This is a genomic window from Devosia sp. 1566 (assembly GCF_004005995.1).
In the GTDB taxonomy this organism is placed as follows: Bacteria; Pseudomonadota; Alphaproteobacteria; order Rhizobiales; family Devosiaceae; genus Devosia.
In genome coordinates this window covers 2,326,273-2,352,397 of record NZ_CP034767.1, presented here as the reverse complement: position 1 = coordinate 2,352,397, position 26,125 = coordinate 2,326,273, and the positions used below count along the sequence as shown (strand labels likewise).

General features: G+C 62.3%; 20 protein-coding genes and 1 tRNA gene. 12 read left to right on the top strand and 9 right to left on the bottom strand.

The window, feature by feature from the left end:
• Positions 1-6 precede the first annotated feature (6 nt).
• Genes ELX51_RS11355 through ELX51_RS11335 form a run of 5 tightly spaced genes read right to left on the bottom strand, consistent with a single transcriptional unit; the run spans position 7 to position 6,515 of the window.
• Complete coding sequence (locus ELX51_RS11355; protein WP_127753621.1) at positions 7-948, bottom strand: ABC transporter permease; 942 nt, start codon at positions 946-948, stop codon at positions 7-9.
• Positions 949-951: 3 nt separating this feature from the next.
• A complete protein-coding gene (locus ELX51_RS11350; protein ID WP_127753620.1) occupies positions 952-2,070 on the bottom strand; it encodes an oligopeptide/dipeptide ABC transporter ATP-binding protein in 1,119 nt (372 codons plus the stop codon).
• The gene (locus ELX51_RS11345) at positions 2,067-3,107 is read right to left on the bottom strand and encodes an ABC transporter ATP-binding protein (RefSeq protein ID WP_127753619.1); all 1,041 of its coding nucleotides are present in this window, start codon (positions 3,105-3,107) and stop codon (positions 2,067-2,069) included. The genes ELX51_RS11350 and ELX51_RS11345 overlap by 4 nt, the downstream gene beginning before the upstream one ends.
• Positions 3,108-3,128: 21 nt before the next feature.
• A complete protein-coding gene (locus tag ELX51_RS11340; protein WP_127753618.1) occupies positions 3,129-4,649 on the bottom strand; it encodes an ABC transporter substrate-binding protein in 1,521 nt (506 codons plus the stop codon).
• A gap of 33 nt (positions 4,650-4,682) precedes the next feature.
• Positions 4,683-6,515 carry a gamma-glutamyltransferase family protein gene (locus ELX51_RS11335; protein ID WP_127753617.1) on the bottom strand — a complete coding sequence of 611 codons (1,833 nt, stop codon included), beginning with the start codon at positions 6,513-6,515 and terminating at the stop codon, positions 4,683-4,685.
• A 214-nt stretch (positions 6,516-6,729) separates the two neighbouring features.
• On the opposite strand from ELX51_RS11335, the gene ELX51_RS11330 reads away from it, so the two are divergent.
• The 4 genes from ELX51_RS11330 (at position 6,730) to ELX51_RS11315 (ending at position 10,219) form a co-directional block, all read left to right on the top strand.
• Entirely contained in the window at positions 6,730-7,416 is a 687-nt protein-coding gene (locus tag ELX51_RS11330; protein ID WP_127753616.1) for a GntR family transcriptional regulator, read from the top strand.
• A gap of 13 nt (positions 7,417-7,429) precedes the next feature.
• Positions 7,430-7,819: a nuclear transport factor 2 family protein gene (locus tag ELX51_RS11325; RefSeq protein ID WP_127753615.1), complete on the top strand. Its 390-nt coding sequence runs from the start codon at positions 7,430-7,432 to the stop codon at positions 7,817-7,819.
• Between the two features lie 61 nt (positions 7,820-7,880).
• Positions 7,881-8,894 (top strand): bile acid:sodium symporter family protein, encoded by a 1,014-nt coding sequence (locus ELX51_RS11320; protein WP_127753614.1) that lies wholly within the window; start codon positions 7,881-7,883, stop codon positions 8,892-8,894.
• 248 nt (positions 8,895-9,142) lie between these two features.
• Positions 9,143-10,219, top strand: a complete 1,077-nt coding sequence (locus tag ELX51_RS11315) for an AI-2E family transporter (protein ID WP_127753613.1) — start codon at positions 9,143-9,145, stop codon at positions 10,217-10,219.
• A 20-nt stretch (positions 10,220-10,239) separates the two neighbouring features.
• Here ELX51_RS11315 and ELX51_RS11310 read toward each other — a convergent pair.
• The 3 genes from ELX51_RS11310 to ELX51_RS11300 form a co-directional block, all read right to left on the bottom strand.
• A tRNA-Ile gene (locus ELX51_RS11310) sits at positions 10,240-10,315 on the bottom strand.
• Between the two features lie 100 nt (positions 10,316-10,415).
• The gene (locus ELX51_RS11305; RefSeq protein WP_127753612.1) at positions 10,416-10,622 is read right to left on the bottom strand and encodes a hypothetical protein; all 207 of its coding nucleotides are present in this window, start codon (positions 10,620-10,622) and stop codon (positions 10,416-10,418) included.
• Positions 10,623-10,712: 90 nt separating this feature from the next.
• Positions 10,713-11,654 (bottom strand): nucleoside hydrolase, encoded by a 942-nt coding sequence (locus tag ELX51_RS11300; RefSeq protein ID WP_127753611.1) that lies wholly within the window; start codon positions 11,652-11,654, stop codon positions 10,713-10,715.
• Positions 11,655-11,844: 190 nt separating this feature from the next.
• Between ELX51_RS11300 and ELX51_RS11295 the strand changes: the two genes are divergently transcribed.
• The 8 genes from ELX51_RS11295 (at position 11,845) to ELX51_RS11260 (ending at position 25,664) form a co-directional block, all read left to right on the top strand.
• The gene (locus ELX51_RS11295) at positions 11,845-13,680 is read left to right on the top strand and encodes a monovalent cation:proton antiporter-2 (CPA2) family protein (protein ID WP_127755263.1); all 1,836 of its coding nucleotides are present in this window, start codon (positions 11,845-11,847) and stop codon (positions 13,678-13,680) included.
• Positions 13,681-13,771: 91 nt separating this feature from the next.
• Entirely contained in the window at positions 13,772-16,249 is a 2,478-nt protein-coding gene (locus ELX51_RS11290; RefSeq protein WP_127753610.1) for a glycogen/starch/alpha-glucan phosphorylase, read from the top strand.
• An 87-nt stretch (positions 16,250-16,336) separates the two neighbouring features.
• Positions 16,337-18,532 (top strand): 1,4-alpha-glucan branching protein GlgB, encoded by a 2,196-nt coding sequence (gene glgB, locus ELX51_RS11285; RefSeq protein ID WP_248305100.1) that lies wholly within the window; start codon positions 16,337-16,339, stop codon positions 18,530-18,532.
• A 56-nt stretch (positions 18,533-18,588) separates the two neighbouring features.
• Positions 18,589-19,860, top strand: a complete 1,272-nt coding sequence (gene glgC / locus ELX51_RS11280; RefSeq protein WP_127753609.1) for a glucose-1-phosphate adenylyltransferase — start codon at positions 18,589-18,591, stop codon at positions 19,858-19,860.
• Positions 19,860-21,317 (top strand): glycogen synthase GlgA, encoded by a 1,458-nt coding sequence (gene glgA, locus ELX51_RS11275; RefSeq protein WP_164854955.1) that lies wholly within the window; start codon positions 19,860-19,862, stop codon positions 21,315-21,317. Before glgC ends, glgA begins: the two co-directional genes overlap by 1 nt.
• Positions 21,295-22,932: an alpha-D-glucose phosphate-specific phosphoglucomutase gene (locus ELX51_RS11270; RefSeq protein ID WP_206524616.1), complete on the top strand. Its 1,638-nt coding sequence runs from the start codon at positions 21,295-21,297 to the stop codon at positions 22,930-22,932. Before glgA ends, ELX51_RS11270 begins: the two co-directional genes overlap by 23 nt.
• Positions 22,919-24,955, top strand: coding sequence for a glycogen debranching protein GlgX (glgX, locus tag ELX51_RS11265; protein WP_248305099.1), 2,037 nt, complete (start codon positions 22,919-22,921; stop codon positions 24,953-24,955). The genes ELX51_RS11270 and glgX overlap by 14 nt, the downstream gene beginning before the upstream one ends.
• Positions 24,933-25,664, top strand: a complete 732-nt coding sequence (locus ELX51_RS11260) for a metallophosphoesterase (RefSeq protein ID WP_127753606.1) — start codon at positions 24,933-24,935, stop codon at positions 25,662-25,664. Before glgX ends, ELX51_RS11260 begins: the two co-directional genes overlap by 23 nt.
• Here the strand turns inward: ELX51_RS11260 and ELX51_RS11255 are convergent.
• A complete protein-coding gene (locus ELX51_RS11255) occupies positions 25,661-26,125 on the bottom strand; it encodes a GNAT family N-acetyltransferase (protein WP_127753605.1) in 465 nt (154 codons plus the stop codon). The genes ELX51_RS11260 and ELX51_RS11255 overlap by 4 nt on opposite strands.

Below are 26,125 nucleotides of genomic sequence, written 5' to 3'. Positions count from 1 at the left end.
CCAAGATCAGCTCCTCAGACGAGGATTAACAAGGATATAGCCGATATCGGCCAGGAGATTGAGGATGATGTAAAAGAGGGCCGTCACGAGGACGACGCCCTGCACCACCGGGTAATCCCGGGTGAACACGGCATCCACGATCAGCTTGCCGAAGCCGGGAATGGTGAAGATCTGCTCGGTCAGCACCGCGCCGGACAGGAGCGCACCAAATTCTAGCGCACCGAGGGTGATGATCGGCGTTAGGGCATTGCGCATGGCGTGCTTGAACAGCACGACCCATTCGCTTAGGCCCTTAGCGCGGGCGGTGCGGACGTAGTCGCTCTGCAGCGCCTGGATCATGGCACCACGCGTGTGGCGCATGATGACGCCGGCAATGCTGCAGCCGAGAACGAAGGCCGGCATGATCGTGGTGGCCAGATTCATCTGCCAGTTCTCGCCGGGGCTGACATATCCCGAGGCCGGCAGCCAGCGCAGATAGATGGAGAAGAACAGGATCATCATGATCCCGAGCCAGAAATTGGGGATCGAGATGCCGGCCAGCGACACGACGTTCGTCACATAGTCGACGGGGGTGTTGCGCTTGAGGGCGGAGATAACGCCCCCGGCGATGCCGAGCAGCAGGGCGATGACGATGCCCATCACGGCGAGCTGCAGCGTCACCGGCAGTTTGAGCAGGATCAGTGAGGCGACGGGCTGGCCATGGCGCATGGACATGCCCAGATCGCCCGAGAACACGCCCCGCACCCAGTAGAGATACTGCACGAAAATAGGCTGATCGAGATGGTACTGTGCGCGGATGGCGGCCACCGTTTCGGCATCCGGGTTCTCGCCGGCGAGGATCAGCGCTGGATCGCCAGGCAGGAGATGCTGGAGCGAGAAGATGATCAGCGACAGCAGGAATACGGTGGGGACCAGCTGCAGGAGGCGGCGGGCAAATAGGCTCCACATGTTCTAGTTCCTCCCGGCTGCGGCAAGCGCGGCCGTCTCGAAGGCAGCAAAGAGCTGCTCGAGCTTGGGATTGCGGCTGGCGTCAGTCCGGGTCAACGGGCCGGGATCGGGCAGTTCACGCCAGAAGGCACAGGCATTGGCGTGGCCATTGGGCTCAACATCAAGGCGCATGTCCACCTCCTTGCAAGCGGGGCGGGCATGGGGGCAGCGGGTGTGCAAGCGGCAGCCCTGCGGGGGCGCCAGCGGGCTGGGCAGATCGCCCTGCAGGGTCGCGGCACTGGTTTCGCGCTTGGTGGGCGCGGCGACGGGGATCGCGGCCAGCAGCGCACGAGTATAAGGGTGGCGCGGGGCGCCAAAGATCATGTCGGCGGTCCCGATCTCCACGAGCTTGCCCAAATACATGACGGCAACGCGATCGGCGATGTGCTTGACCACGCCCAGATCGTGGGAAATGAACACCAGCGCCAGTCCAAGTCGCTTCTGCAAATCCTTGAGCAAATTGAGAATCTGGGCCTGGATGGAGACGTCGAGGGCTGAGACGGCTTCGTCGCAGATGATGGCGCGCGGCTCGGAGGCGAGGGCGCGGGCAATCACGACGCGCTGGCGCTGGCCGCCGGAGAACTCGTGCGGATAACGGTTGGCCTGTTCGGGACGAAGGCCAACCATTTCCAGCAGTTCGGCGACGCGCTGGCGGCGCTGATTGGCAGGCACCACATTGTGCAGCATCAGCGGTTCGGCAATGGTCTGGCCGATGGTCATGCGCGGATTGAGCGAGGCATAGGGATCCTGGAAGATCAGCTGCACCTTGTGCCGGCGGCGGCGCATGGCGGCGTGGCCGAGCTTGGTGACATCTTCCCCGTCGATCCAGACCTGCCCGGCGGTCGGCTCGATCAGGCGCATCAGCAGGCGCCCGACCGTGGATTTGCCGCAACCGGATTCGCCGACAATGGCGAGGATTTCGCCCGGCATCAGCGCCAACGACACGTCGTCAACGGCTTTGACGCTGGCCAGCGGGCGACCCAGGAAGCTGCGCTTGGCGACGAACTGCTTTTCGATGCCGCGGATTTCGACAATCGGGTGAACGGCCGGCGCAGTCTGGGCTGAAAGGGTGGAGGCGGTCATGGGACGAGGTTCTCCAGCGGAGTGCGCCAGCAGCGGCTGAAATGGCCCGGCGAGACTTCCAGCAGGTCCGGCATCTCGGCGCATTTGTCGATGCTGAAGGGGCACCGGGCGCGGAAGCGGCAGCCGCTCGGCGGATTGGCCATGTCGGGCACGGTCCCGCTGATCGCCGTCAGGCGCTCGCGCTTACCATCAAGCCGGGGAAGGGAGCCGAGCAGGCCAACGGTATAAGGGTGTTCGGGAAAGGCGAAGAGCTGCTCAACCGAGCATTGCTCGACCACCTGGCCGGCATACATGACGATCACGTCGTCGCAGGCTTCGGCCACAACGCCCAGATCATGGGTGATGAGGATGATGGCGGTGCCGGTTTTCTCCTGCAGCTCGCCCATCAGTTCGAGCACCTGCGCCTGGATGGTGACGTCTAGCGCCGTGGTGGGTTCGTCGGCAATCAGCAGTTCGGGATCGCAGGCGAGGGCCATGGCGATCATCACGCGCTGGCGCATGCCGCCCGACAGATTATGCGGATATTGGTGGTAGCGGGTTTCGGGCGAGGGGATGCGCACAAGGCGCAGCATCTCAATCGTGCGTTCCGCAGCCGCCTGTTTGGATACTTTACGGTGGCGTAGGATGGCTTCGCTGATCTGGTCCCCGACGGTATAGGAGGGGTTCAGCGAGGTCATCGGCTCCTGGAAGATCATGGCGATGCGATTGCCGCGCAGGTCGCGAATGGTCCCGTGCGGTTCCCCCAGGAGTTCGCGGCCGGCGAAATTGACAGCGCCCGAGATGCGGGCGCTGTCTTGGGGCAGGAGGCGCATTACCGCTAGCGAGGTCACGCTCTTGCCGCTGCCTGACTCACCCACGATGGCGAGCGTGCGGCCCTTTCGGACAACAAAGCTCACGCCATCCACCGCGGTTACGGTGCGATCTTCGCCGGCAAATACGACGTGCAGATCGTTGACCTCGAGAACCGGGTTGGTGGCAGGGTCAGCCCGTTCTTCTGGGCGGGCTGACAGCGTCTGTAGCGGAGTGGGCGTGCTCATTGCAGCGGTAATGCCTGTTGCTTAGTCCTGCCGGCTGACGCCACCCAGACGGATGATGCCGTCGGGGAAGGGCTGGAAGCCGGACAGATTGGCGTTGTGGGCGAAGATCCACTGCGAGTGGTAGAGATAAACGATCGGCAGATCGCGCAGCAGGATCTCGATGGCCTGGGCGTATTTGGCCTTGCGCGTTTCGGTGTCCCCGACAGCGCGCGCTTCGGTCATGATCGCGTCCAGTTCCTCGTTGCAGTAGTGCGCATCATTGCCGGCTGCACCGCAAGCGAGCATGGGCGTGATGTTGAGGTCCGGATCGACGCGGCCGCTCCAGCCCACAAGGTGAGCTTCAAAGGCGCCTTCGCGGGCGATGTCGAGCAGGGTCATCAGCTCGGTCGGCTTGATTTCGACATTGATGCCGACTTCACCAACCATGGCCTGGATGATCTGGGCGACCTGCTGACGCTCGGCGTCGGTGGGCACCAGCAGTTCCACATCAACCGAGCTCACGCCGGCTTCGGCCATCTTGGCGCGGGCAGCGTCAAGGTCGCGAGCGGGGATGGGGTAGTTCTGGTCGTAGTACGGGCTGCTGGGCGGGAAGGGCTGATTGCCCGTGGTGAACTGGCCTTCAAACACCACCTGATTGATAGCGTCGCGGTCAATGGCGAGGCTGAAGGCTTCGCGCACAGCGGCCTGCTTGCCGGCGTCGAGGTCGGCGCCCGAACCAGTAATATTGAAGGTCACCCCATAGTAGCCCAGGCCCACGACGGGAGCGACCGCGAGGTTGCTTTCGCCCTGAACCGCCGGAACGTCGGTCGCCGCAAGGCGCTCGATCAGGTCCATCTGGCCCGAGCGCAGGTTGAGCAGGCGCACATTGCCATCGGGCATGCCACGATAGACCAGGCGATCGAAGTGGTAGTTGTCGGCGTCGTGGTATTCGGCGAATTTTTCGAGGACGATGCGGTCCTGGGCGATGTGCTCCACGAACTTGTAGGGGCCCGAGCAGACGGGGCTGTTGGTGAAGTTCTCACCCAGCTCTTCGCCGGCCTTGGGGCTGATGATCATGCCGGCACGATCGGTCAGCGCGGCGAGCAGCGGCACTGAAGGCTCGCTCAGATTGATCTGGAGCTGATAGGGGCCGAGCACCTCGATATTGGCGATGCTGCTGATCTCGGACTTGCGGCGCGAGGCTTCCATGGTCAGTGCGCGATCGAGATTGTACTTGATCGCTTCGGCATCGACCTTCTCGCCATCATGGAAGGTGGCGTCTTCGCGGATGGTAAGGGTCAGCGCGGTGCTGTCGGCATTCCATTCCCAGCTGGTGGCCAGCATAGGCGCGATCTGGCCCTGCGCGTCGATGTCGACGATCTTGTCGCACAGCGACTGCAGCACGTGGCGGCCCACAAAGCTCCAGTTGGTTGCCGGATCGAGGGTATCGGGATCATCCTGCAGGCCGATATTGAGCACTGACTGTGCCTGAGCCGGCGCGGCAGCGATGCCCGTCAGGGCAAGGCTCGCCATCACGGCGATGTGTAAGGGCTTTAGTGTCATTGGTGTCTTCTCTCCACTGGTTGCAATTGGCGGCTAGCGGGCGATTGCGTAGCCCTGCATTCCCCTCGGATTGGCTGCCGCCTTGATGAGTTGCGTCGTGCCGTCCATCTCCCGGGCCACGGCGCTGAGCCGGCCTTCTGACCAGGCGTCGCCCAAGGTGATCTTGTGACCGCGCCGTTCCAGTTCCGCCTGCGTTTCCGCCGAATAGCGCGACTCGAGGGTCACGGCGCCAAGGCTGATCTCGCGTGGCCAGAAGGAGCTGGGCAGATGGTCGGTATGGAAGCTGGGCGCGTCGATAGCTTCCTGCAGGTTCATGCCGCCATGGATGTGGCGCAGCAGCATGATGAGCTGCCACTGATCCTGCTGGTCGCCGCCAGGAGTGCCGAAGGCGAGATAAGGAACGCCGTCGCGGAACACCATGGAGGGCGTCAGTGTCGTGCGCGGCCGCACACCCGGCGCCATGCTGGAATTGAGACCCTCATCGAGCCAGAACATCTGTCCGCGCGTCGTGAGCCCAAAGCCGAGACCTGGAATAACCGGGCTCGACTGCAGCCAGCCGCCCGACGGCGTGGCGGAAACCATGTTGCCCCAGCGATCCACCGCGCTCACCTGCACGGTGTCGCCGCGCTGGGCGCCATCGCGGGTGAGGGCGGGTTCGCCCTGCTTATCGGTGGGCAACAGCACATCGCGCGCAACGGTCGGCTCGCCACCGCCGATGCCCGGCTGGGGGATCGTGCCCACAGGGCGCAGCGGCGGCAGGGCGGAATTGCGTCCCTCGGGGGAGCCCGGACGGACCTCCATCGAGGCCGTGTCGCCGATCAGCTGGCGGCGCTCATCGGCATAAGCATCGGAGAGCAGCGCGGTCAGTGGCACATCGGGGCTGTCGCCATACCAGGCTTCGCGGTCGGCCATGGCGAGCTTGGCGCTTTCCACCACCAGGTGCACGAAGTCGGGGCCGAGCGTGTCGACTTTGTCGATGCCCGTGCCCTTGAGCAGCTGCAGCATCTGCAGCAGCACTGGCCCCTGCGACCAGGCTCCGCATTTGAAGACTTCATAATCGCCATAGGTGACTGAAACGGGCTTTTCGATCTGCGGCGCCCAGTTGGCCATGTCATCGGCGGTCAGCAGGCCCTTATGGGTGGTGCCCGAAACGTCCCAAACGCTTTGGCTGGCACAGAACTGGTCGATCTGCTCGGCCACCGGTCCCTTGTACCAGAAATCGAGGGCCGCATTGATGCGCGCCTCTCGCGTGGGCGCCTTGCTGGAGTTCTCCAGGATGCGGGTATAAAGCGCCGCCACTTGTGGATTGCGGAACAGTTTGCCCGCCTGGGGCGCCACGCCATCCGGCAGGTAGAGTTCCGCCGAGGTCGGCCAATGGGTGGTGAACAGTTCGCGCATGGAGGCGATGGTATTGGCGATGCGCGGCACCAGCGGGTGGCCATTGGCGGCGTAATAAATGGCGGGCGCCAGCACATCCTCGAGCTCGGCGGTGCCGAAATCGCGCAGCAGCGTCAGCCAGGCACCGAACGCACCCGGCACGCAGGCCGGCAGCATGCCAGTGCCCGGAACAACGGTCAGGCCAAGCTCGCGAAAATAGTCCAGCGTTGCCTTGGCGGGAGAGGGGCCTTGCCCGGAAATCACGATCGGCTCGGAGGCGCCGGCGGGCGTTACCAGAATTGGAACTTCGCCCGCGGGGCCGTTCAGATGCGGCTCCACGATCTGCAGCACAAAGCCCGCCGCAACAGCGGCGTCAAAGGCTGTGTGACCTTTTTCGAGAATCGCCATTCCCGTCGCTGATGCGAGCCAGTGGGTGGTGGACACCCCCCCAAACGTACCGCGCAGTTCCGGACGTGTTGTAAAGCTCATCTTTTCCCTTCAGCTTCTCGGATACGCCCTTGAGGCGCTGTGGACAAAACTCGTCTCAGCTGTGAGTATTGTATACGATACAGCTGTGCAGCCCCAACCCCGGGGGGGACAAAGCCGCATACTGTATATTGTTTGCGCACATTGCAAGGCTGTTGCATAATTCACCAATGCAAGAATGCCGCGGTGCCAAGAGGGTCCGCGAAGGAGGAGCACGATGCTGGAGACGCGCAAGGTCCACAGCCATGTGGTTGCGGAGGAACTCGAAGAGGAAATTATCGCCGGGATCATCCCGGCGGGATCTCGTCTGGATGAGAGCTCCATTGCGGAGCGATTCGGCATTTCGCGCACCCCCGTTCGCGAGGCCCTCCATATCTTGTGTGGCCGCTCGCTTGCCGAGCGCGTCCCCTACAAGGGCGTTCTGGTGGTGCAGATTTCGGCCGAGCGCATCGACCAGATGTTCGAGGCCATGGCCGAGATGGAGGCCACCTGCGGCCGCCTCTCGTCCCAGCGCATGACCATGAGCGAGCGCGCCGAACTCGAGCGCCTGCATCAGCAGATGAATGCCCTGGCTGAAGCGGGCGATCACGGCGGCTACGACACCGCCAACGCCGCGTTCCACGAGCTGTTATTCCAGGGCAGTCACAACAGCGATCTGGCTGGGATAGCCCAGGCCCTGCGCGTCAAACTTGCTCCGTTCCGCAAGTATCAGCTCAAGGATACCGGCCGGCTCAAGCGGTCCTGCATCGAGCATCAGCAGATTGTCGATGCGATCCTCGATCAGGACGCGCGTGCGGCCGAAACCGCCCTGCGGCGCCATCTTGTTTCGGCGGCCCAGGAAGTGCTGATCCGCCGGCAGGTCCAGGACAGCGGCGCCAGCCATTCCACCCTTTCACCCGCTTGAACAAGACCCCACAATGTCCCATTCCAAAGACGAAGCCGCCATCCGCACCGTAATTGCCGACATGCAAGCTGCTTGGAATCACGGTGATTTCCACGGCTACATGGCTGGCTTCGCCAACCCTGACGTGGTCTTCGTCTCCCGCGGGCGCATGCAGCGCGACTGGCAGGCAACGCTCGACCATTATATCCGCGATTATGGCGCGGCCCCCGAGATGCGTGGCGAGCTTGAGTTCTCCAATATTCGCATCGAGATGCTTGCACCCGATGCGGCCCAACTCATCAGTTCCTACCGCCTGTCGCGGCCGCGCGAGGCACAGCAGGGCATTAATACAAGGCTGATGCGTAAGCGGAACGGGCGGTGGGTGATCGCGCTGAATCACGTTTCGAGCTTCGAGCCAGACTAACCTCTCTTTCTTCTCATTCCTTCCGGCGCGCTTCTGCGGCCCAACCAATTCGGCGACTTCAATGGCATTTTCCACGCGACTCAAAAGCCTCGGCATTGATATTTACATGGTGCTGCTGATCGGCATGGTGGTCCTCGCGTCGCTGTTGCCGGCGCGTGGTTTTGGGGCGGAGGTGGTTTCGAAGGCCTCCTATTTCGCCGTAATGCTGCTGTTCTTTTTGTATGGTGCCAAGCTCAATACCTCGGCCATTGTGGCGGGCATCTCCAATTGGCGGCTGCAGCTGCTGGTGTTTGCGTTCACCTTCATCGCTTTCCCGTTGCTGGGCCTTCTTGCGTCGACCGCGCTGGGCTCGGTGCTGCAGCCGGAAATCGTAATGGGGCTGCTTTATCTCAGCCTCCTGCCGTCAACGGTGCAGTCTTCCATCGCCTTTACGTCCATCGCCGGTGGCAATGTGCCCGCTGCAGTCTGCGCGGCATCGGTGTCGAACCTGTTGGGTGTCTTCATCACCCCGGCGCTCACAGCGCTACTCCTGCACACCGGCGGGCATGGGGTTGATGCCAGCGCCATGCTGAGCATCGGCGTGCAGATTCTGCTGCCCTTCTTTCTTGGGCAAATGGCCCGTCCGCTGATTGGACCTTGGGTGCAAAAGCATAAGCTGCTGACTTCGATCGTTGATCGTGGCTCGATCCTGTTGATCGTTTATTCCGCCTTCAGCGCGGGCATGGTGGCCGGCATCTGGAGTCAGGTGGATTGGGTGGCGATCCTCATTCTCATGCTGATCAGCTCCCTTCTTCTTGCCGTGGTGATGATCGGCACAGTCTATGTCGGGAAGGCCTGCGGCTTGTCGCAGGAGGACCGCTTGGTGCTGCTGTTCTGCGGCTCCAAGAAAAGCCTCGCGAGCGGGTTGCCCATGGCCAATATCCTGTTTGCCGGGCAAGCCGTGAGCCTGATCATCCTTCCCGTGATGATCTTCCACCAGATCCAGCTTCTGGTCTGCGCCGTTATCGCCCAACGCATCGCCAATGGCCGCAAGGCGATGGTGGCCCGAGTCGAGCCAAAGGCCTCGGCGGCTTAGCAGGCTTCAAAGGCGGCGTGCTGGCGGCTTTCGCCGCTCGCGGCCTGGAGGCGGTCATTGTTGATCTCCGGTCTTGATCAGCAATGACCATGCGCTTGGGAATCAGCTGACGTTCGGTTCGGCCAATAGTGGGCCAACTGCGCTTCGCCTGCAGGTGTCGCTTTCCAGGACCGCTAAAAAGCGCTGCTTTCCCGCCCGGATACAAACCGCTCGTCGCAGCGTTTGACTTTCGTTTGCAGGGTTCAGCCATGAGCGACCAGCAAACCACCCCCACTCCCGCGCCGATCCAGACCGGTCCAGCCCAGGTCGCGCTCTATGCTCTGGTGATCGGCGCGGTTGTTGGCCTGATGCTCATCGCATGGTTCCTGCGCCAGATCTTGCTGCTGTTTTTCGCGGCGATCCTGTTGGCAGTGATCATCTGGAGCGTGGCCGAACTGGTGCGCAAAATCCTGCCGCTCCGTCTCAAAGGGTCGGTGGCAGTCGCTTGCCTGATCATTGTCGCCCTCGTTGTCGGCCTGGTCTGGCTGATGGGCGCTCAGGTGGTCGAGCAAGTCTCGACCCTGCATGACGCAGTTCCCTTGGTGGCATCTGAACTGAAAACCCGATTTGGCCTGGATGTGCAGCAATGGGTCGCCCATGCTGACTACACCAGTTGGCTCCAGGACGCTCTGGGCTATGTGCCGAGTGTGTTCAGCACGGTATCATCCAGCATCCTTGTCGTGGCCGGCGGCGTCTTTCTGGCACTTGATCCACAGGGTCATCGGGAAGGGGCCCTCTTGCTGGTGCCCCGGTCCCGACGCGAGCGGCTGCGCCAAACGCTCAATCTGGCGGCACGGTCACTGCAACATTGGCTGGCGGGGCAGGTGATTGCCATGGTGATTATCGGCGGTGCAACCGCTGCGGTTCTCGCCATGTTCGGAGTTCCCTCCGCGCTGGCCCTGGGGCTGATTGCAGGTCTGCTGGAGTTCGTGCCTTATGTCGGCGCCATCGTCGCCTATGTTCCACTTGGGTTGGCCGCCATTACTCAGGGCGTCAGCACCTTCTGGTGGGTCTTAGCGGCTTACGTCCTCATCCAGCAAAGCGAGGGCAATATTCTCATGCCGCTCCTCCAGAAACGGACGGTGGAGGTGCCGCCAGTCGTCGCGCTATTTTCGGTGGTAGGTTTGGCACTGCTGTTCGGACCACTGGGAATTGTCCTGGGCGTGCCGCTGACGGTGGTGCTGCTCGTTGCCCTGCGCGAACTCTATATCATCGATGTGTTGGGGGAGCCGCGCGAAAGCGCAAGGTCCGACCGTATCCGAGCCAGACCGACCCGAAGGGCCTAACTCTAAGTACTTGAATAGAATGGTGGGCCCACCAGGACTCGAACCTGGAACCAGACCGTTATGAGCGGTCGGCTCTAACCATTGAGCTATAGGCCCCGGCTGGGTGTGTAGCAAAGTGTCGGGAGGGCCGAAAGGGTCAACTGCCAAGGAAGTGACACTTCCGTCAGGGTCTGACGTTGGGTGCTGGAGCTGGGGCTCAGCGCCCAGAGGCACTGGGGCGGCTGAACAGTTCGGTGAGCTTGAGCAGCGCCGCCAGATGCACGTTCTCGGGGGTGGAGGGATCACGCAGGCAAAGCACATCGCTGACAACGGTGAAACTCACGCCGTTGCGGATGCCCGACGCGGTGAAATGCAGCCGCCGGTGCTCGGCCGAATAGCGGGCATGGGTCACTTCAAACTGCATGATGCCAGCTAGGCATAAGCCGTCGGCAAGGCAAGCGCGATGCGCAAGAAGCGCGCAGGAGTCCGCTCAATTCTGCATGACCGGCAAGGATCAGGGTAGCCGGGCCAGCCGTTCGGCCAGCAAGGCATAAAAGCCATCGGCATCGGCGTGGCGCATGAACTGCACATTGGCTGGCTTGCCGGTGACGTGCCAATAGTCGGCCACGCTCATGCCGCGCGTCAGCTCGCTCCCCATTTCAACCGCAACATGGCAGTGACGGCCGGTGAACAGGGTGGGCTTGAGCAGATAGGCGATCACCGTGGGATCATGCAGCGGCGCGCCTGACCAGCCATATTTCTGCAAATCGAAATCCTGGGAAAAGCTCAGCATCTCGTACACCGCCGTGCCGGCGCGATTGCCCAGGGCACGGATGGCGGCGAGCCGCTCCGGTGTGGACTGTACGCCATGCGTAACGTCGAGCGGCATCATGGTGATTGGCGCCCCACAACGCAGCACAACATCCGCGGCTTCGGGATCAACATAGATGTTGAATTCGGCCGCTGGCGTGATGTTGCCGACTTCGAAGTAAGCGCCGCCCATCAAGACGATCTCGGCAATGCGCTCGGCGATCCGCGGCTCCTTGATGAGCGCCATCGCAATATTGGTGAGAGGCCCCAGCGCACAGAGGGTTACCGTGCCCGGCTCGGAAGCGAGCAGGGTATTTACGATGAAGTCCACCCCATGCATCCGCTCGAGCAGGAGCTTGGGGGCCGGCAGGTCGGGGCCATCGAGGCCGGTTTCGCCATGCACATGCTCGGCCGTGATCAGCGGGCGCCGGATGGGGCGGCCGCAGCCGGCGAACACGGGAATGTCCTTGCGGCCGGAAAGCTCGACCACCTTGAGCGCGTTGCGGGCGTTTTGCGCAACACCGACATTGCCTGCAACAGCGACCACCCCCACAACCTCAAGTTCCTCAGGTGATGCCAGCGCCAGCAGCATGGCGACAGCATCATCCTGGCCGGGATCGGTGTCGATGATGATCTTGCGGGTCATGGAAGAACCTGAATTTTGTTGGATCGAAGAATAGCTGAGTGGCGCCAAGGGCCTGGCGCGCCAAACCTTACATCGGCTGGCGCCCGGCGCGATAGCCGAATAGCTGCCATGCCGTCATGTGCTTGACGGATGTCGCTTTGCTGCCGAACAGTCCGGGTTCATCGAAGACAAGGAATCGAGTGTGGAACACGTGGTAACGGAAGCGGCAGGCCACGGGGTGGACCTGATACCCATCGTGGTGCTGCTGGCGGCAGGTGTGTTTGCCGTACCATTGTTCAAACGCATCGGGCTCGGCTCAGTGCTGGGCTATCTCGCCGCTGGGTTGTTGCTTGGCCCGTCCGTGCTGGGCGTCATCCATGAGCCCGAAGCCGTGCTTTCGGCCGCCGAGCTCGGCGTCGTCCTCTTTTTGTTCATCATCGGCCTCGAAATGGAGCCGACGCGGTTGTGGGCACTGCGCAAGCAGATCTTTGGCCTGGGGGTCGCCCAGGTACTGGTCTGCGGCGCGCTGCTGACGGGGGTGGGCATTCTCCTCGGCTTTGCGCCGGCGGTGGCCTTTGTCGCCGGCATGGGCTTCGTTTTGACCTCGACGGCCATCGTCATGCAAATTCTCGGCGAGCGCGGCGAACTTGCCACCGATAGCGGCCAGAAAATGGTCTCCGTTCTGCTGCTCGAAGACCTTGCCATCGTGCCGCTCCTGGCCATCGTGGCGCTGCTCGGCCATTCCGGCGGATCGGACAGCTTCGGTACCCGCCTGGTGAGCATTGCCATCGCGCTTGGCGCCGTGCTGCTGCTGATTTTTCTCGGGCGCCGCATCATGAACCCGCTCTTTGCGGCGCTGGCCTCCACCAAGCAGCGTGAGGTCATGACAGCCGCCGCATTGCTGGTGGTACTGGGCGCGGCCTTGTTGTTTCAGCTGAGCGGGCTTTCCATGGCCATGGGAGCCTTCCTGGCTGGCGTGCTGCTCTCGACCTCGACCTTCCGGCATCAGCTGGAAGCGGATGTGGAGCCGTTCCGGGGCATCCTGCTCGGGCTCTTCTTCCTTGCCGTCGGGATGTCGCTGGACCTGCGCATTGTCGCGGACAACTGGGCAATCATTGCGCTCAGCGTTGCCTGCTACATGCTGGTCAAGGGCATCGGCATCTATGCGATTGCCCGCCTGTTGCGGTCCTCCCATGGCGAAGCGCTGGAGCGCGCCGTGCTCATGTCACAGGGCGGCGAATTTGCCTTTGTGTTGTACACGACGGCGACAGCCGCCGGCATCATCGACGCACCCACCAACTCCATCTTCACCGCGACAGTCGTGATCTCGATGGTGCTGACCCCCTTTGCGATCGCGGGCCTGCGTTTTGTGACGCCAAAGACCACCCAGTCCATGGACGGGGTGGATAGGGTGAGCAATCTGCGGGGCAGGGTGCTCATCATCGGCTTCGGGCGCTTTGGCCAGATCGCCAGCCAGCCGCTGCTGGCGATGCATCATTCCGTCTCGATCATCGACAATGATACCGACATGATCCGGGCTGCCTCGCAGATCGGCTTCAAGGTGTATTACGGGGATGGAACGCGGCTCGATATCCTGCATGCCGCAGGGGCTGACAATGCCGAGATCATCCTGATTTGCGTCAATGACAAGGCCAGTGCAACGCGCATCGCCGAATTGGTGCGTGACGAGTTTCCCCTTGCCAAGGTCATGGCCCGTGCATTCGACCGCGGGCACGCCATTGAACTGGTCAAAGCGGGGGTCGAGTATCAGCAGCGCGAACTGTTCGAGTCCTCGTTGATCCTTGGCGGCAAGGCGATCACGCTGCTTGGCGCCAGCCAGGAAGAAGCCGACCAGGTCGTGGCGGGCGTTCGCGAGCGCGACAGCCAGCGGTTCGAGTTGCAGATGGTGGGCGGCGCGCAAATGGCAGGGCGCCACTTGCTGCTCAGCAATGCGGTCGATCAGGCGCGTGAAAGCGGTGTTGCCGTGCGTGAGGAGGACATCGACGAAGACGCTAAAGAAGCGTCTTCGGTGGGAGGAGCCCGTTAGTGCCGCCGAAGTGAGGGCTTTAACCAACACTGGTTAAATGCCAGACTAAAGTCTAAGAGGGACCTGTTCGTCACGTATTCCGGATCGCGATATGCCCCAGAAGCCAATCGTCTACGACGCTCCCACCCCCCAGCCTCGTGCCACTACAGTGGAGGCATTGGAAGCCGAGATCCTTGAACGGCTGATCTATTCGGTCGGCAAGGACCCCATTGTCGCGCGGCCTCATGACTGGCTGGCGGCGACGATTCTGGCGGTGCGCGATCGGGTGATGGACCGCTGGATGGAGTCCTCGCGCGAAACCTGGCGCACCTCCCACAAGCGGGTCTATTATCTCAGCCTCGAGTTCCTGATCGGCCGCCTGATGCGCGACGCCATGAGCAATGTGGGCCTGCTTGAGCCGGTGCGAGAAGCCCTCAAGAACCTCAATGTCGATTTGGGCGACCTTATCGATCTGGAGCCCGATGCCGCGCTCGGCAATGGTGGCCTGGGCCGGCTTGCCGCGTGTTTTCTTGAGTCGATGTCCTCGCTCAAGATCCCTGCCTATGGCTATGGCATCCGCTATGTGCACGGGCTGTTCCGCCAGGAAATGAGCGAAGGCTGGCAGGTGGAGCTGCCCGAAGAATGGCTCGCCCACGGCAATCCCTGGGAATTCGAGCGGCGCGAAAGCTCCTATGAAATTGGCTTCGGCGGCATCGTTGAGCCGGTTGAAGGGCCCGATGGCACGGTGCGCCAGGAATGGCGCCCCAACGATCATTTCCTTGCCGTCGCCTTCGACACACCCATTGTAGGCTGGCGCGGAGCGCGGGTGAATACGCTGCGCCTGTGGAGCGCCCAGCCGATCGATCCGATCCTCCTCGACAAGTTCAATTCGGGCGACCATCTCGGGGCGCTCGAGGAAAGCTCACGTGCCGAGGCGATCACCCGGGTGCTCTACCCCGCTGACTCGACCGCCGCCGGGCAGGAGTTGCGGCTGCGTCAGGAGTTTTTCTTCTCCTCGGCTTCCCTGCAGGACATCGTGCGCCGGCACTTGCAGCAATATGGCGATCTGCATTCCCTGCCGGACAAGGTTGCCATCCAGCTCAACGACACGCACCCGGCCATTTCGATTGCCGAAATGATGCGCATCCTCGTGGATTTGCATGGTCTGGAATGGTCCGTCGCCTGGCCGATCTGCAAGGCAACCTTCAGCTACACCAACCACACCCTGCTGCCCGAAGCGCTGGAAAGCTGGCCGGTGGCCTTGCTCGAGCGCATGCTGCCGCGGCACATGCAGATCATCTACCAGATCAACAGCCAAGTTCTGGGCGAAGCGCGGCGCAGCGCCGAGTTCAGCGATGCGCAGGTGGCCAATCTGTCGTTGATCGATGAGAATAGCGGGCGGCGAGTGCGCATGGGCCAGTTGGCTTTCGTCGGCTCGCATGCCACCAATGGTGTGTCGGCGCTCCACACCGAGTTGATGAAGCAGACGGTGTTTTCTGATCTGCACAAGCTTTATCCCGACCGGATCACAAACAAGACCAATGGCATTACGCCGCGCCGCTGGCTGATGCAGTGTAATCCCGAACTCACCAAGCTCATCACCGAAACCATTGGGCCCGCATTTCTGGATGATGTGAATGCGCTCCAGGCGCTCGCTGATCACGCCGAGGATAGGGGCTTTCAGAATAAGTTTGCCGCAGTCAAGCGCGGGAACAAGGATCGGCTGACCCGCCTGATCAAGGATCGCATGAACATCGTAGTCTCACCGGATGCCGTGTTCGACGTCCAGGTAAAGCGCATCCACGAGTACAAGCGACAGTTGCTCAACATCATCCAAGCCGTTGCCGCTTATCAGGAAATTCGCGCTCACCCGGAACGCGAATGGGTGCCCCGCGTTAAGATTTTCGCGGGCAAGGCAGCGCCAGGGTACTGGAACGCCAAGCTCATCATCAAACTCATCAACGACGTCGCCAAGGTCATCAATAATGATCCGGCGGTGCGCGGTCTTCTCAAGGTGGTCTTCCTGCCCAACTATAATGTCAGCCTCGCCGAGGTGATCATGCCAGCAGCCGATTTGTCTGAGCAGATCTCGACAGCGGGGATGGAGGCATCGGGCACCGGCAACATGAAGTTCATGGCCAATGGCGCCATCACCATTGGCACCATGGATGGCGCCAATGTGGAGATGCACAAGGAAGTTGGCGCGGAAAACATCGTCATCTTTGGCTTGTCCACTGAAGAGGTCAACGACAAGCGAGCGCGGCACGAGGCGCCCATCCAGGCCATCGATAGTTCGCCAGCACTCAAGGAAGCCCTCGAAGCGATCGCGTCGGGCGTGTTTTCGCCCGACGATCCGCATCGCTATGGCGATCTGATCGGCGGGCTTTATGACCGCGACTGGTTCATGGTCGCGAGAGATTTTGACTCCTATGTGGCGGCCCAAGCCCGGGTGGATGGCTTGTGGCTCGATAAGGCGCGCTGGAATGCCATGGGCATTCGCAACACGGCGCGCGTAGGCTTTTTCTCTTCGGATCGCACGATTAAGCAATATGCCGAAGAAATCTGGGGCGTGCCCGTCGCTGCAACCTAGGTTGCAGCGGAGCGCGTCCGATGAATGCAATAAGACAATGAGGTCCAGCCGGCTTTGACCGGCTGTGATCGGACAAAGGATGCGCGGGTGGACAGGCAGGACTGGCAGGCAGATGCCCGGGAAGTGGAAGCGATCGTCGGTGGGCGTCATGCCGACCCGTTCGCCTTTCTGGGCTTGCACGAGAGTAACGGACAGATGGTGCTGCGCGCATTCGTGCCGCACGCCGAGAAACTGAGCGCTTGGACGCTGGGCGGCGAGTTCCTTGGTGAACTGTTGCAGAGCCATCCGGCTGGTTTCTTTGAAGGCCCGGTCCCGCTAGCTGCCCGCCAGCCGATCCGCTATAAGGCAAGCAATGCGGGCGGGGAGTGGGATGTCTATGATCCCTATTCCTTTGGTCCCGTACTCGGCCCGCTCGATGACTACTATATCGGCGAAGGCAGCCATCTCAGGCTTTACGACAAGCTTGGCGCGCATGAGATGGAATTCGAAGGCATCCATGGCACTCACTTTGCTGTCTGGGCGCCCAATGCGCAGCGCGTGAGCGTCGTTGGCTCGTTCAACGAATGGGACGGCCGGCGCCATCCCATGCGCAAGCGGCTAGATACCGGGGTCTGGGAAGTCTTCATCCCCGTGCTCGGAACGGGCACGCTCTACAAATACGAGATCGTCGGTCCCGACGGCGTCACCCAGCCGCTCAAGGCCGATCCTTACGCCCGCCAGGCGGAAATGCGCCCGCGCACCGCTTCCGTGGTCCCCGATCCCTCGCCCTTCGTGTGGACGGATGCCCAATACATGGAAGAGCGCCGCTCCAAGGATTGGCGGCGCATGCCTATGTCCATCTATGAGGTGCATCTGGGCTCATGGCGGCGCAAGCCCGATGGCGGCTTCATGTCCTATGAACAGCTTGCCGAGCAGCTTGTCCCCTATGCCGCCGATATGGGCTACACCCATATCGAGCTGATGCCGATCACCGAGCATCCCTACGATCCGAGCTGGGGCTACCAGCCCACCGGGCTTTATGCGCCGACGGCAAGGTTCGGCGATCCCGCAGGCTTCGCGCGCTTTGTTGATGCCGCTCATGAAGCCGGCATCGGTGTTATTCTCGACTGGGTGCCCGCGCACTTCCCCACCGATGCGCATGGGCTCGCTCATTTCGACGGCACCGCGCTCTACGAGCATGCCGATCCCCGTCAGGGTTTCCACCCCGACTGGAACACGGCGATCTACAATTTTGGCCGGCGCGAGGTTGTGTCCTTCCTGGTCAACAACGCTCTTTATTGGCTCGAGCAGTTCCACCTTGACGGCTTGCGCGTCGATGCCGTCGCCTCGATGCTTTATCTCGACTACTCCCGCCAGCCCGGCGAGTGGGTGCCCAACCAGCATGGCGGCAACGAAAACCTGGAAGCGGTCGAGTTCCTGCAGCGGGTAAACACTGAAGCTTATCGGCTTCATCCGGGCACATTCATGATCGCCGAAGAGTCCACGTCCTGGCCCGGGGTGAGCCGCCCCGTTGATGCGGGCGGGCTGGGCTTCGGGTTCAAGTGGAACATGGGGTTCATGAACGACACCCTGCGTTACATGAGCCGCGAAACCATCCACCGTCGCTATCACCACAACGACATGACCTTCGGCACGGTCTACGCGTTCACGGAAAACTTTGTGTTGCCGCTCAGCCATGACGAGGTGGTGCATGGCAAGAAGTCACTGATCGAGAAAATGCCGGGCGATGACTGGCAGAAGTTTGCCAATCTGCGCGCTTACTACGCCTTCATGTGGGGGCATCCCGGCAAGAAGCTCTTGTTCATGGGGCAGGAGTTTGGCCAGCGCGAAGAATGGACCGAGGCCCATTCGCTGGATTGGTGGCTGCTGGAAGCAGGCATGCATGAGGGACTGCGGCGGCTCGTTGCCGACCTCAATGCTGCCTATCGCCAGCTTCCCGCCCTGCACGAGCGTGATTGCGAGCCGGAGGGCTTTGAGTGGGTCATTGGCAACGACCACGCCAATTCCGTCTTTGCCTGGTTGCGCAAGGCCCCGGGCGCCGATCCGGTGCTGGTGGTCTCCAACATGACTCCCGTGCCGCGCAGCAACTACAAGATCCCGATGCCGATTGCCGGCAAGTGGGTCGAGCGTATCAACACCGATGCGGGTTGGTATTCCGGCAGCAACACGGGCAACCAGGGTGCTGTTACCGCCTATCCCGTCGAGGGCATGCATTGGCCGGCGGAAGCCGAGATCTATTTGCCGCCGCTTTCGACACTGTTCTTGAAATTCGAACCTGCGTGAACCGGCGGGGGCCGAAGAACGCTCCGGGTCAAACCGGGCTATTTTGGAGGGATTAAATGGCTGATTATCGGGCGCCGTCGCCGCTGGCACGCGAGGCGATGGCATATGTGTTGGCCGGTGGTCGCGGCACGCGTTTGATGGAACTGACCGACCGCCGCGCCAAGCCCGCAGTGTATTTCGGCGGCAAGTCGCGCATCATCGATTTTGCGCTCTCGAACGCCATCAATTCGGGCATTCGCCGCATTTCCGTGGCGACGCAATACCAGGCGCACAGCCTGATCCGGCACTTGTCGCGCGGCTGGAACTTCCTGCGCCCCGAGCGTAACGAAAGCTTCGACGTCTTGCCCGCCAGCCAGCGGGTGCGCGAGGATATGTGGTACGCCGGCACCGCCGATGCCGTGTACCAGAACATGGACATCATCGAGGATTCCGGCGCCCGCTATATCGTCATCCTCGCGGGCGACCACATCTACAAGATGGACTACGAAATCATGCTGCGCCAGCATGTGGACACCGGCGCCGACGTGACCATTGGCTGCCTTGAAGTGCCGCGGATGGAAGCCACCGGCTTTGGCGTGATGCATGTGGATGGCCGCGACCGTGTCGTCAATTTCGTCGAAAAACCCAAGGACCCGCCGGGGATCCCCGACAAGCCGGACATGGCGCTCGCGTCCATGGGCATTTACGTGTTCGACACGCGGTTCCTGATGGAGCAGCTGCGGCGCGATGCGGCCACCGAAGGCTCCAATCGGGACTTCGGCAAGGACATCATCCCCTATATCGTCAAGAACGGCACCGCCTGGGCGCACCGCTTCCCACGCTCCTGCGTGCGCTCGTCCAAGGAAGAAGTTTCTTATTGGCGCGACGTCGGCACGATCGACGCCTATTGGAAGGCCTCGATCGACCTCACCGACATCCAGCCCCAACTCGATCTCTACGACCGCGACTGGCCGATCTGGACCTATGCCGAGATCACCCCGCCGGCCAAATTCGTGCATGATTACGACGGGCGGCGCGGTGCGGCGGTGAACTCGCTGGTCTCGGGCGATTGCATCATCTCGGGCGGCTCGCTGCAGCGCACGCTGCTCTCGACCGGGTCGCGCGTCCACTCCTATTCGGAACTCAACGAAGCGGTGGTGCTGCCCTATTGCGACATCGGTCGCAGCGCCAGGTTGCGCAAAGTGGTGATCGATCGCGGCGTCAACATCCCCGAGGGCTTGGTAGTCGGCGAGGATCCCGAGTTCGACGCCAAGTGGTTCCGCCGCAGCGATGATGGCGTGACGCTGATCACCCAGCCCATGATCAACAAATACCTGGCGAGCCGATGATTGAAGTTCTCTCGGTCGCGTCAGAGGTTTACCCGCTGATCAAGACCGGCGGCCTGGCCGATGTGACGGGCGCCTTGCCCGCCGCGCTGGCTGGCCGCGGCGTCAATATGCGCACCCTTGTCCCCGGCTATCCAAGCGTGCTTGGGCAGATGGAAGGCGGTCGGGTGGTCAAGGAGCTCGACGATCTCTTTGGCGGGCCCGCACGGCTGCTGGCCGGCCGGACGGCTGGCCTCGACGTGATCATCATCGATGCGCCGCATCTCTATAATCGCCACGGCAACATCTATGTCGGCCCCGAAGGGGACTGGCCGGATAACTGGCAGCGCTTTGCCGCGCTGGGCTGGGTCGGGGCCGAGCTGGGTATGGGCATGGTCGGGGGCTATCACCCCCAGATCATTCATGCCCATGATTGGCAGGCGGGCCTCGCGCCGGCCTATATCAAGTTCGGCCGCTCGGACCGGATCAAGACCGTGATGACCATCCACAACATGGCATTCAAGGGCTTTTTTGGCGCCGAGATTTTTGGCCAGTTGCGCTTGCCGCCACAGGCCTTCAGCGTGCACGGTGTCGAGTATTACGGCGGCATTTCTTACCTGAAATCGGGGCTGGAATGCGCTGACTTTGTCACCACGGTCAGCCCCACCTATGCCGAGGAAATCCGCACGCCCGAGTTCGGCCTCGGCCTCGAAGGGCTGCTGAATGCCCGCCAGAGTACCGTCGCGGGCATTCTGAATGGCATTGACACCCAGACCTGGAACCCCGCGACCGATCCGGCGCTGGCACAGAAATATACCTCCAGCACTGTGCATATGCGTCGCGTCAACAAGGCCGCGGTGGTTGAGCAGTTCGGCCTCGAGGGGGTCGACGGTCCGCTGTTCTGTGTCGTCAGCCGCTTGACCGACCAGAAGGGTATGGACCTGCTGCTGCAAGCTGTGCCCGACCTGATCGGGGCCGGCGGCCGGCTCGCGGTCCTGGGCTCGGGAGAAGCTTATCTTGAGGATGGCTTCCGCCACATGGCCGCGGCTTACCCCGGCAAGGTTGGCCTCGTCGTGGGCTATAACGAGAACCTGTCTCACCTCATGCAGGGCGGGTGCGACGCTATTGTGATCCCCTCCCGGTTCGAGCCCTGCGGGCTGACCCAGCTTTATGGACTGCGCTATGGCTGCGTGCCCATCGTCAGCCGCATCGGCGGTTTGGCCGATACGGTGATCGACGCCAATCCCGCCGCGCTGCAGGCGGAAGTTGCCACCGGATTCCAGTTTGCGCCCAACAGTGTCGAGGCCCTTGCTGAAGCCCTGCGCAAAGCCGTCAGGCTTTACGGCCAGGACAAGGTTTGGAAGAAAATGCAGCGCCGCGGCATGAAGGCTGATGTGTCCTGGGAAACCAGCGCCGGCCTTTATGCAGACCTTTACGCCTCTCTCCTCCGGCTCAAGAATGACGATGATCAAGACGATTGAAACCACGCCTTACCCCGACCAGAAGCCGGGCACATCCGGGCTGCGCAAACGCGTAACCGTTTATCAGCAGCCCAACTATGTCGAGAACTACATCCAGGCGATCTTCGACTCGCTTGAAGGGTTTGCGGGCCAGACCCTCGTGATCGGCGGCGATGGCCGGTTCTACAATGATGTGGCCATCCAGAAAGCGATCCGCATCGCGGCCGCCAATGGCTTTGGCAAGGTGATGGTGGGGCAGAACGGCCTGCTCTCGACGCCCGCCGCCAGCCACATCATTCGCCATTACGGCGCCTTTGGCGGCCTCGTGCTCTCGGCCAGCCACAATCCGGGCGGACCGGACGGCGATTTCGGCATCAAGTACAATATCGGCAATGGCGGGCCGGCGCCCGAAAAGATCACCGATGCGGTGTTCGCGCGCACCAAGGTGATCGAGAGCTACAAAACCGTCGATGCGCCCGATGTGGCGCTAGGGCAGGTGGGTAGCCAGCGCGTCGGCGACATGGTGGTCGAGGTGATCGACCCCGTGGCTGATTACGCTGCCTTGATGGAAACTCTCTTCGACTTCGACGCCATCCGCGCATTGTTTGCCGGTGGTTTCCGCATGACCTTTGATGCGATGCATGCGGTTACCGGGCCCTACGCCAAGAATATCATCGAGGACCGACTGGGTGCGCCTCATGGTACTGTGGTGAACGGCACACCGTCGCCTGATTTCGGCAACGGCCACCCCGATCCGAACCTCGTCTACTGCAAGGATATGCACGACCTGCTGATGACGCCTGAGGGTCCTGATTTCGGCGCCGCCTCTGATGGCGACGGGGACCGGAACCTTATTATCGGCAAGAACCGCTTCGTTACCCCTTCCGATTCCCTCGCGCTGCTCGCCGCTAACGCGCATCTCGCGCCCGGCTATCGCAACGGCATTGCCGGGATCGCTCGTTCCATGCCCACCAGCGCCGCGGCAGACCGGGTCGCGGAAAAGCTGGGCATCGAGATGCACGAGACGCCCACCGGCTGGAAGTTCTTCGGCAATCTTCTCGATGCTGGCCGCGTCACCATCTGCGGCGAGGAAAGCGCGGGCACGGGCTCCAATCACGTGCGCGAAAAGGATGGGCTCTGGGCCGTGCTGTTGTGGCTCAACATCATCGCCGCGCGCGGGCAGAGCGTGGACGAGATTGTGCGCGAACATTGGGCCACTTACGGGCGCAACTACTATACGCGGCACGATTATGAGGAGGTCGATGCCGCTATTGCCAATGCGCTGGTCGATGATTTGCGTGCCCGACTGCCGAGCCTTGCGGGCCAGACCTTCGGCGAGGACCTGCAGATCGCCTATGCCGATGACTTCACCTACCATGATCCGGTGGATGGCTCCACGAGCGCCAAGCAGGGCATTCGCATCGGTTTTACCGACGGCTCGCGCATCGTCCTGCGCCTGAGCGGCACGGGTACCGTTGGTGCCACCTTGCGGCTGTATCTTGAGCGTTACGAGGCGGCCGACGGACGTCACGATCTGGAAACGCAAGTGGCTCTGGAGCCTTTGATCGCCATTGCCGACCAACTTGCCGGAGTTCGGCAACGCACCGGCCGTGAGGCACCGAGTGTTATCACCTGAGATGGTGCCGCGGCTGCTCCCCGGCCGCGGCAACACCCATGATCTGGGCGCGACGATCACCCCTGAGGGGGTCAACTTCGCGGTTTTTTCCTCTGCTGCAACAGCGCTTTGGGTATCGATCTTCGATGAGCATGACAGCGAGGTTCATCGTTTTCCATTCGATGTGCATCACGACGGTATCCATGCCGCTCTGATCGCCGGTCTGGGCGTCGGCACGCGCTACGGGCTGCGTGTCGACGGTCCATATGCGCCCGATAGCGGCTTGTTTTTCGATCCTGCGCGACTCCTCGTTGATCCCTATGCCCGGCAACTGGATCGGGCCTTCGCCTATTCGCCCGATTTGCGTTGCCCACGAGACCCTTCCTTCGATACTGCGCCACTGGTGCCCAAGGCCGTTGTCGTCGAAAAGCTTACGGCTGCGACTGGGCCGCTCCTGACGACTCCTAAGTTCTTCTACGAGCTCAATGTGCGTGGTTTCACCATGCGCCACCCCCAGGTCCCACCGGCCGAGCGCGGTACGCTGAAGGGCTTGGGTGCGCCGGCCGTGATCGAGCACTTCCAACAGCTTGGCGTCGACACCCTGCAGTTGATGCCGGTGACCGCCTGGATTGACGAGCGGCACCTGCCGGCGCTGGGGCTGAGCAATGCCTGGGGCTATAATCCTATTGCCTATGGCGCCATTGATCCGCGCCTTGCACCCGGCGGTATCGCCGATCTACGTCAGCTCACAGACCGCTATCGGGAAGCGGGGATAGCGGTGATCCTGGATGTGGTGTTCAACCACACCGGCGAAAGCGATGCGCAAGGCCCGATCCTGAGCCTCATGGGTCTCGATCCGCAAGCTTATTTCTGGTTTGCCGATCGCGAAGACCGCCAGGAACTCGTCAATTACACCGGCACTGGCAATACGCTGCGCTGCAATCATCCAGCGACGCAGCGCCTCGTCATCGATAGCCTGCGCTTTTGGGTGGAGGAGGGCGGTGTATCGGGCTTTCGCTTCGACCTGGCGCCGGTGCTGGGGCGCGAGCCCGAGTTCAATCCCCGCGCCGAACTGCTCGAGCGGATCAAGGCCGATCCACTGCTGAGCCGGTGCATCCTTGCCGCGGAACCCTGGGATCCGGGTCGTGGCGGCTATCAGCTGGGCCAGTTCGGGCCGCCATTCCGGGAGCACAATGACACTTATCGTGATGGGGTGCGGGCCTTCTGGCGGGGCGAGCCCGGCTCCATTGGCCGGTTTGCAGCCAAGCTTGCCGGCAGCGCCGAGTTGTTTGATCGCGATGGGCGCACGCCCGCTTCAGTGATCAATCTGCTGGCGGTGCATGACGGCTTCACCCTGCGCGATCTGGTGAGCTATGCGCACAAGCACAACCAGGCCAATGGCGAAGACAACCGCGACGGGCACAATCACAATCTCTCCTGGAATTGCGGCGTGGAAGGGGAAACCGAGGATGCGCAGATCAATCTAGCCCGCCGCCGCGATGTGCGCGCGCTGCTCGCCACGCTGTTGCTGTCGCGCGGCGGCATCCTCCTGCAACAGGGCGACGAGTTGTTCCGCACGCAAGGAGGCAACAATAATGCCTATGCGCAGGATAACGAGATCACCTGGCTGGACTGGTCCAACGGCGATCGGGAGCTAGCGGCCCTTGTTGCCGCCCTTTGCGCTTTTCGCCAGGGGCATCCGGCGGTGCATACTGATCGCTTCCTCAACGGGACCGGAGCCGCCGGTCAGCGCGACGTGACCTGGCTGCACCCATCGGGGCACGAGATGAACAGCGTCGAATGGGAGCATCCCAATGCTTCGGTTCTGGGCATGCATCTCTGCTACGGCTCCGATGACGTGCTGATCTGGTTCAACCGCCGGCACGATAGCCTCGCGGCGCAACTGCCCGCTGGTGACTGGAGTGTTGGCCTCGCTTCCGATCTGCACCCGGTGATCGGCGGTGGAACGGTTACTTTGGGGCCCCGTTCGGTAGTGGCTCTGGTTCGGGGAAAGGCAGACAATGATCATCGCCCAGCTCAGTGATATCCACGCCAACGGAACCCGAGAGGCGCTGGCCCGGCTCGATGCCGTGCTGACCTGGCTGCGCCCTCTCGCGCCCGACGCGGTAATCGTGAGCGGGGACCTGGCGGAAGATGGCGCACTGCAAAGCTATGCTGATGTTGCCGAACGGCTGGGATCGCTCAAGGCGCCGGTTCAGGTGGTGCCCGGCAATATGGATCACCACGGCCCCATGCGGCGCGTCTTCGGCGCCGAGCACAGTTGGGGGCTGCAGGGCGCGCTTCACAGCATCAGGGATCTGGGGTCGCTGCGATTGATCGGGCTGGATGTGACCGTGGCCGGTCAGCACCATGGTGACGCTGCACCCGTGCTAGGGTGGCTCGCGGAGCAGCTGGCGGAGCAGGGCCCGCCAGCGCTCCTGTTCCAGCACCAGCATCCTTTTCGCTGCGGGATCGACAACAAGGATCGCAATATTTGCCTTAACGGCGCCGCCTTGGCGGACACGATCGCTGCGGCTGCCTCGCCGGTGCTGGGCCTTACCTGCGGGCATGTGCACCGACCATTGTTCACGAGCTTTGCCGGCCGCCCCGCCACGATGGCGCCGTCGGTGGCGCGCTCCAACAAGCTGCGCCTCGATGGCAAGGAGGCTCAACGCGTCGACCCGCCCGGGCTGATGATCCATCATTTCGCCGATGGTCGTCTGGTCAGCCATGTGGTGATGATCGCATCCTAGTCCGTCGCCTCGACCATGCCCATGCGGCGGTAAAAGCGTTGCGCCGCAATGTTGTCGGCCTCGACCTTGAGGTCAACCTGGGTCAGCCCCTCGGCGGCAAAGACGGCCAACGCGGTGCGCAGCAAGGCTGCGCCAATGCCACGATGGCGCCACGCTGGCGCAACAGCCAGATCCTTGATGAAGCCACTAGTCCAGCACTGGGCAATGCCGATGGGCCGGTCATTCGCGTCCGCGGCGATGATGACGAGCTCGGGATGAAACTCGTCATCCTCGACAAGCCCTGTCCACCAGGTCTCAAAGGGCGGGACACTGCCGCCGCCATCGCAGTAAGCCAGCACCAGCAGATCGTGCAGGTCTCGCGGTCCGGCCTCCGCCAGCGGCATCCGGTATGTGCCTTGGGGCCAGACCGGCGCCGGCGGCAAGCCCGTAAGGCTAGCCCGCAAGCGCAAAAATCCGCTCAC

Excerpts from the sequence above, each read along its gene's own strand:
- glgC (WP_127753609.1), top strand. The coding sequence starts at position 18,589 with ATGGCTGATTATCGGGCGCCGTCGCCGCTGGCACGCGAGGCGATGGCA.
- ELX51_RS11325 (WP_127753615.1), top strand. The coding sequence starts at position 7,430 with ATGTCCCATTCCAAAGACGAAGCCGCCATCCGCACCGTAATTGCCGAC.
- ELX51_RS11315 (WP_127753613.1), top strand. The coding sequence starts at position 9,143 with ATGAGCGACCAGCAAACCACCCCCACTCCCGCGCCGATCCAGACCGGT.
- ELX51_RS11260 (WP_127753606.1), top strand. The coding sequence starts at position 24,933 with ATGATCATCGCCCAGCTCAGTGATATCCACGCCAACGGAACCCGAGAG.
- ELX51_RS11335 (WP_127753617.1), bottom strand. The coding sequence starts at position 6,515 with ATGAGCTTTACAACACGTCCGGAACTGCGCGGTACGTTTGGGGGGGTG.
- ELX51_RS11340 (WP_127753618.1), bottom strand. The coding sequence starts at position 4,649 with ATGACACTAAAGCCCTTACACATCGCCGTGATGGCGAGCCTTGCCCTG.
- ELX51_RS11350 (WP_127753620.1), bottom strand. The coding sequence starts at position 2,070 with ATGACCGCCTCCACCCTTTCAGCCCAGACTGCGCCGGCCGTTCACCCG.
- ELX51_RS11305 (WP_127753612.1), bottom strand. The coding sequence starts at position 10,622 with ATGCAGTTTGAAGTGACCCATGCCCGCTATTCGGCCGAGCACCGGCGG.
- ELX51_RS11345 (WP_127753619.1), bottom strand. The coding sequence starts at position 3,107 with ATGAGCACGCCCACTCCGCTACAGACGCTGTCAGCCCGCCCAGAAGAA.
- ELX51_RS11355 (WP_127753621.1), bottom strand. The coding sequence starts at position 948 with ATGTGGAGCCTATTTGCCCGCCGCCTCCTGCAGCTGGTCCCCACCGTA.
- ELX51_RS11290 (WP_127753610.1), top strand. The coding sequence starts at position 13,772 with ATGCCCCAGAAGCCAATCGTCTACGACGCTCCCACCCCCCAGCCTCGT.
- ELX51_RS11320 (WP_127753614.1), top strand. The coding sequence starts at position 7,881 with ATGGCATTTTCCACGCGACTCAAAAGCCTCGGCATTGATATTTACATG.
- ELX51_RS11330 (WP_127753616.1), top strand. The coding sequence starts at position 6,730 with ATGCTGGAGACGCGCAAGGTCCACAGCCATGTGGTTGCGGAGGAACTC.
- ELX51_RS11300 (WP_127753611.1), bottom strand. The coding sequence starts at position 11,654 with ATGACCCGCAAGATCATCATCGACACCGATCCCGGCCAGGATGATGCT.
- ELX51_RS11270 (WP_206524616.1), top strand. The coding sequence starts at position 21,295 with ATGACGATGATCAAGACGATTGAAACCACGCCTTACCCCGACCAGAAG.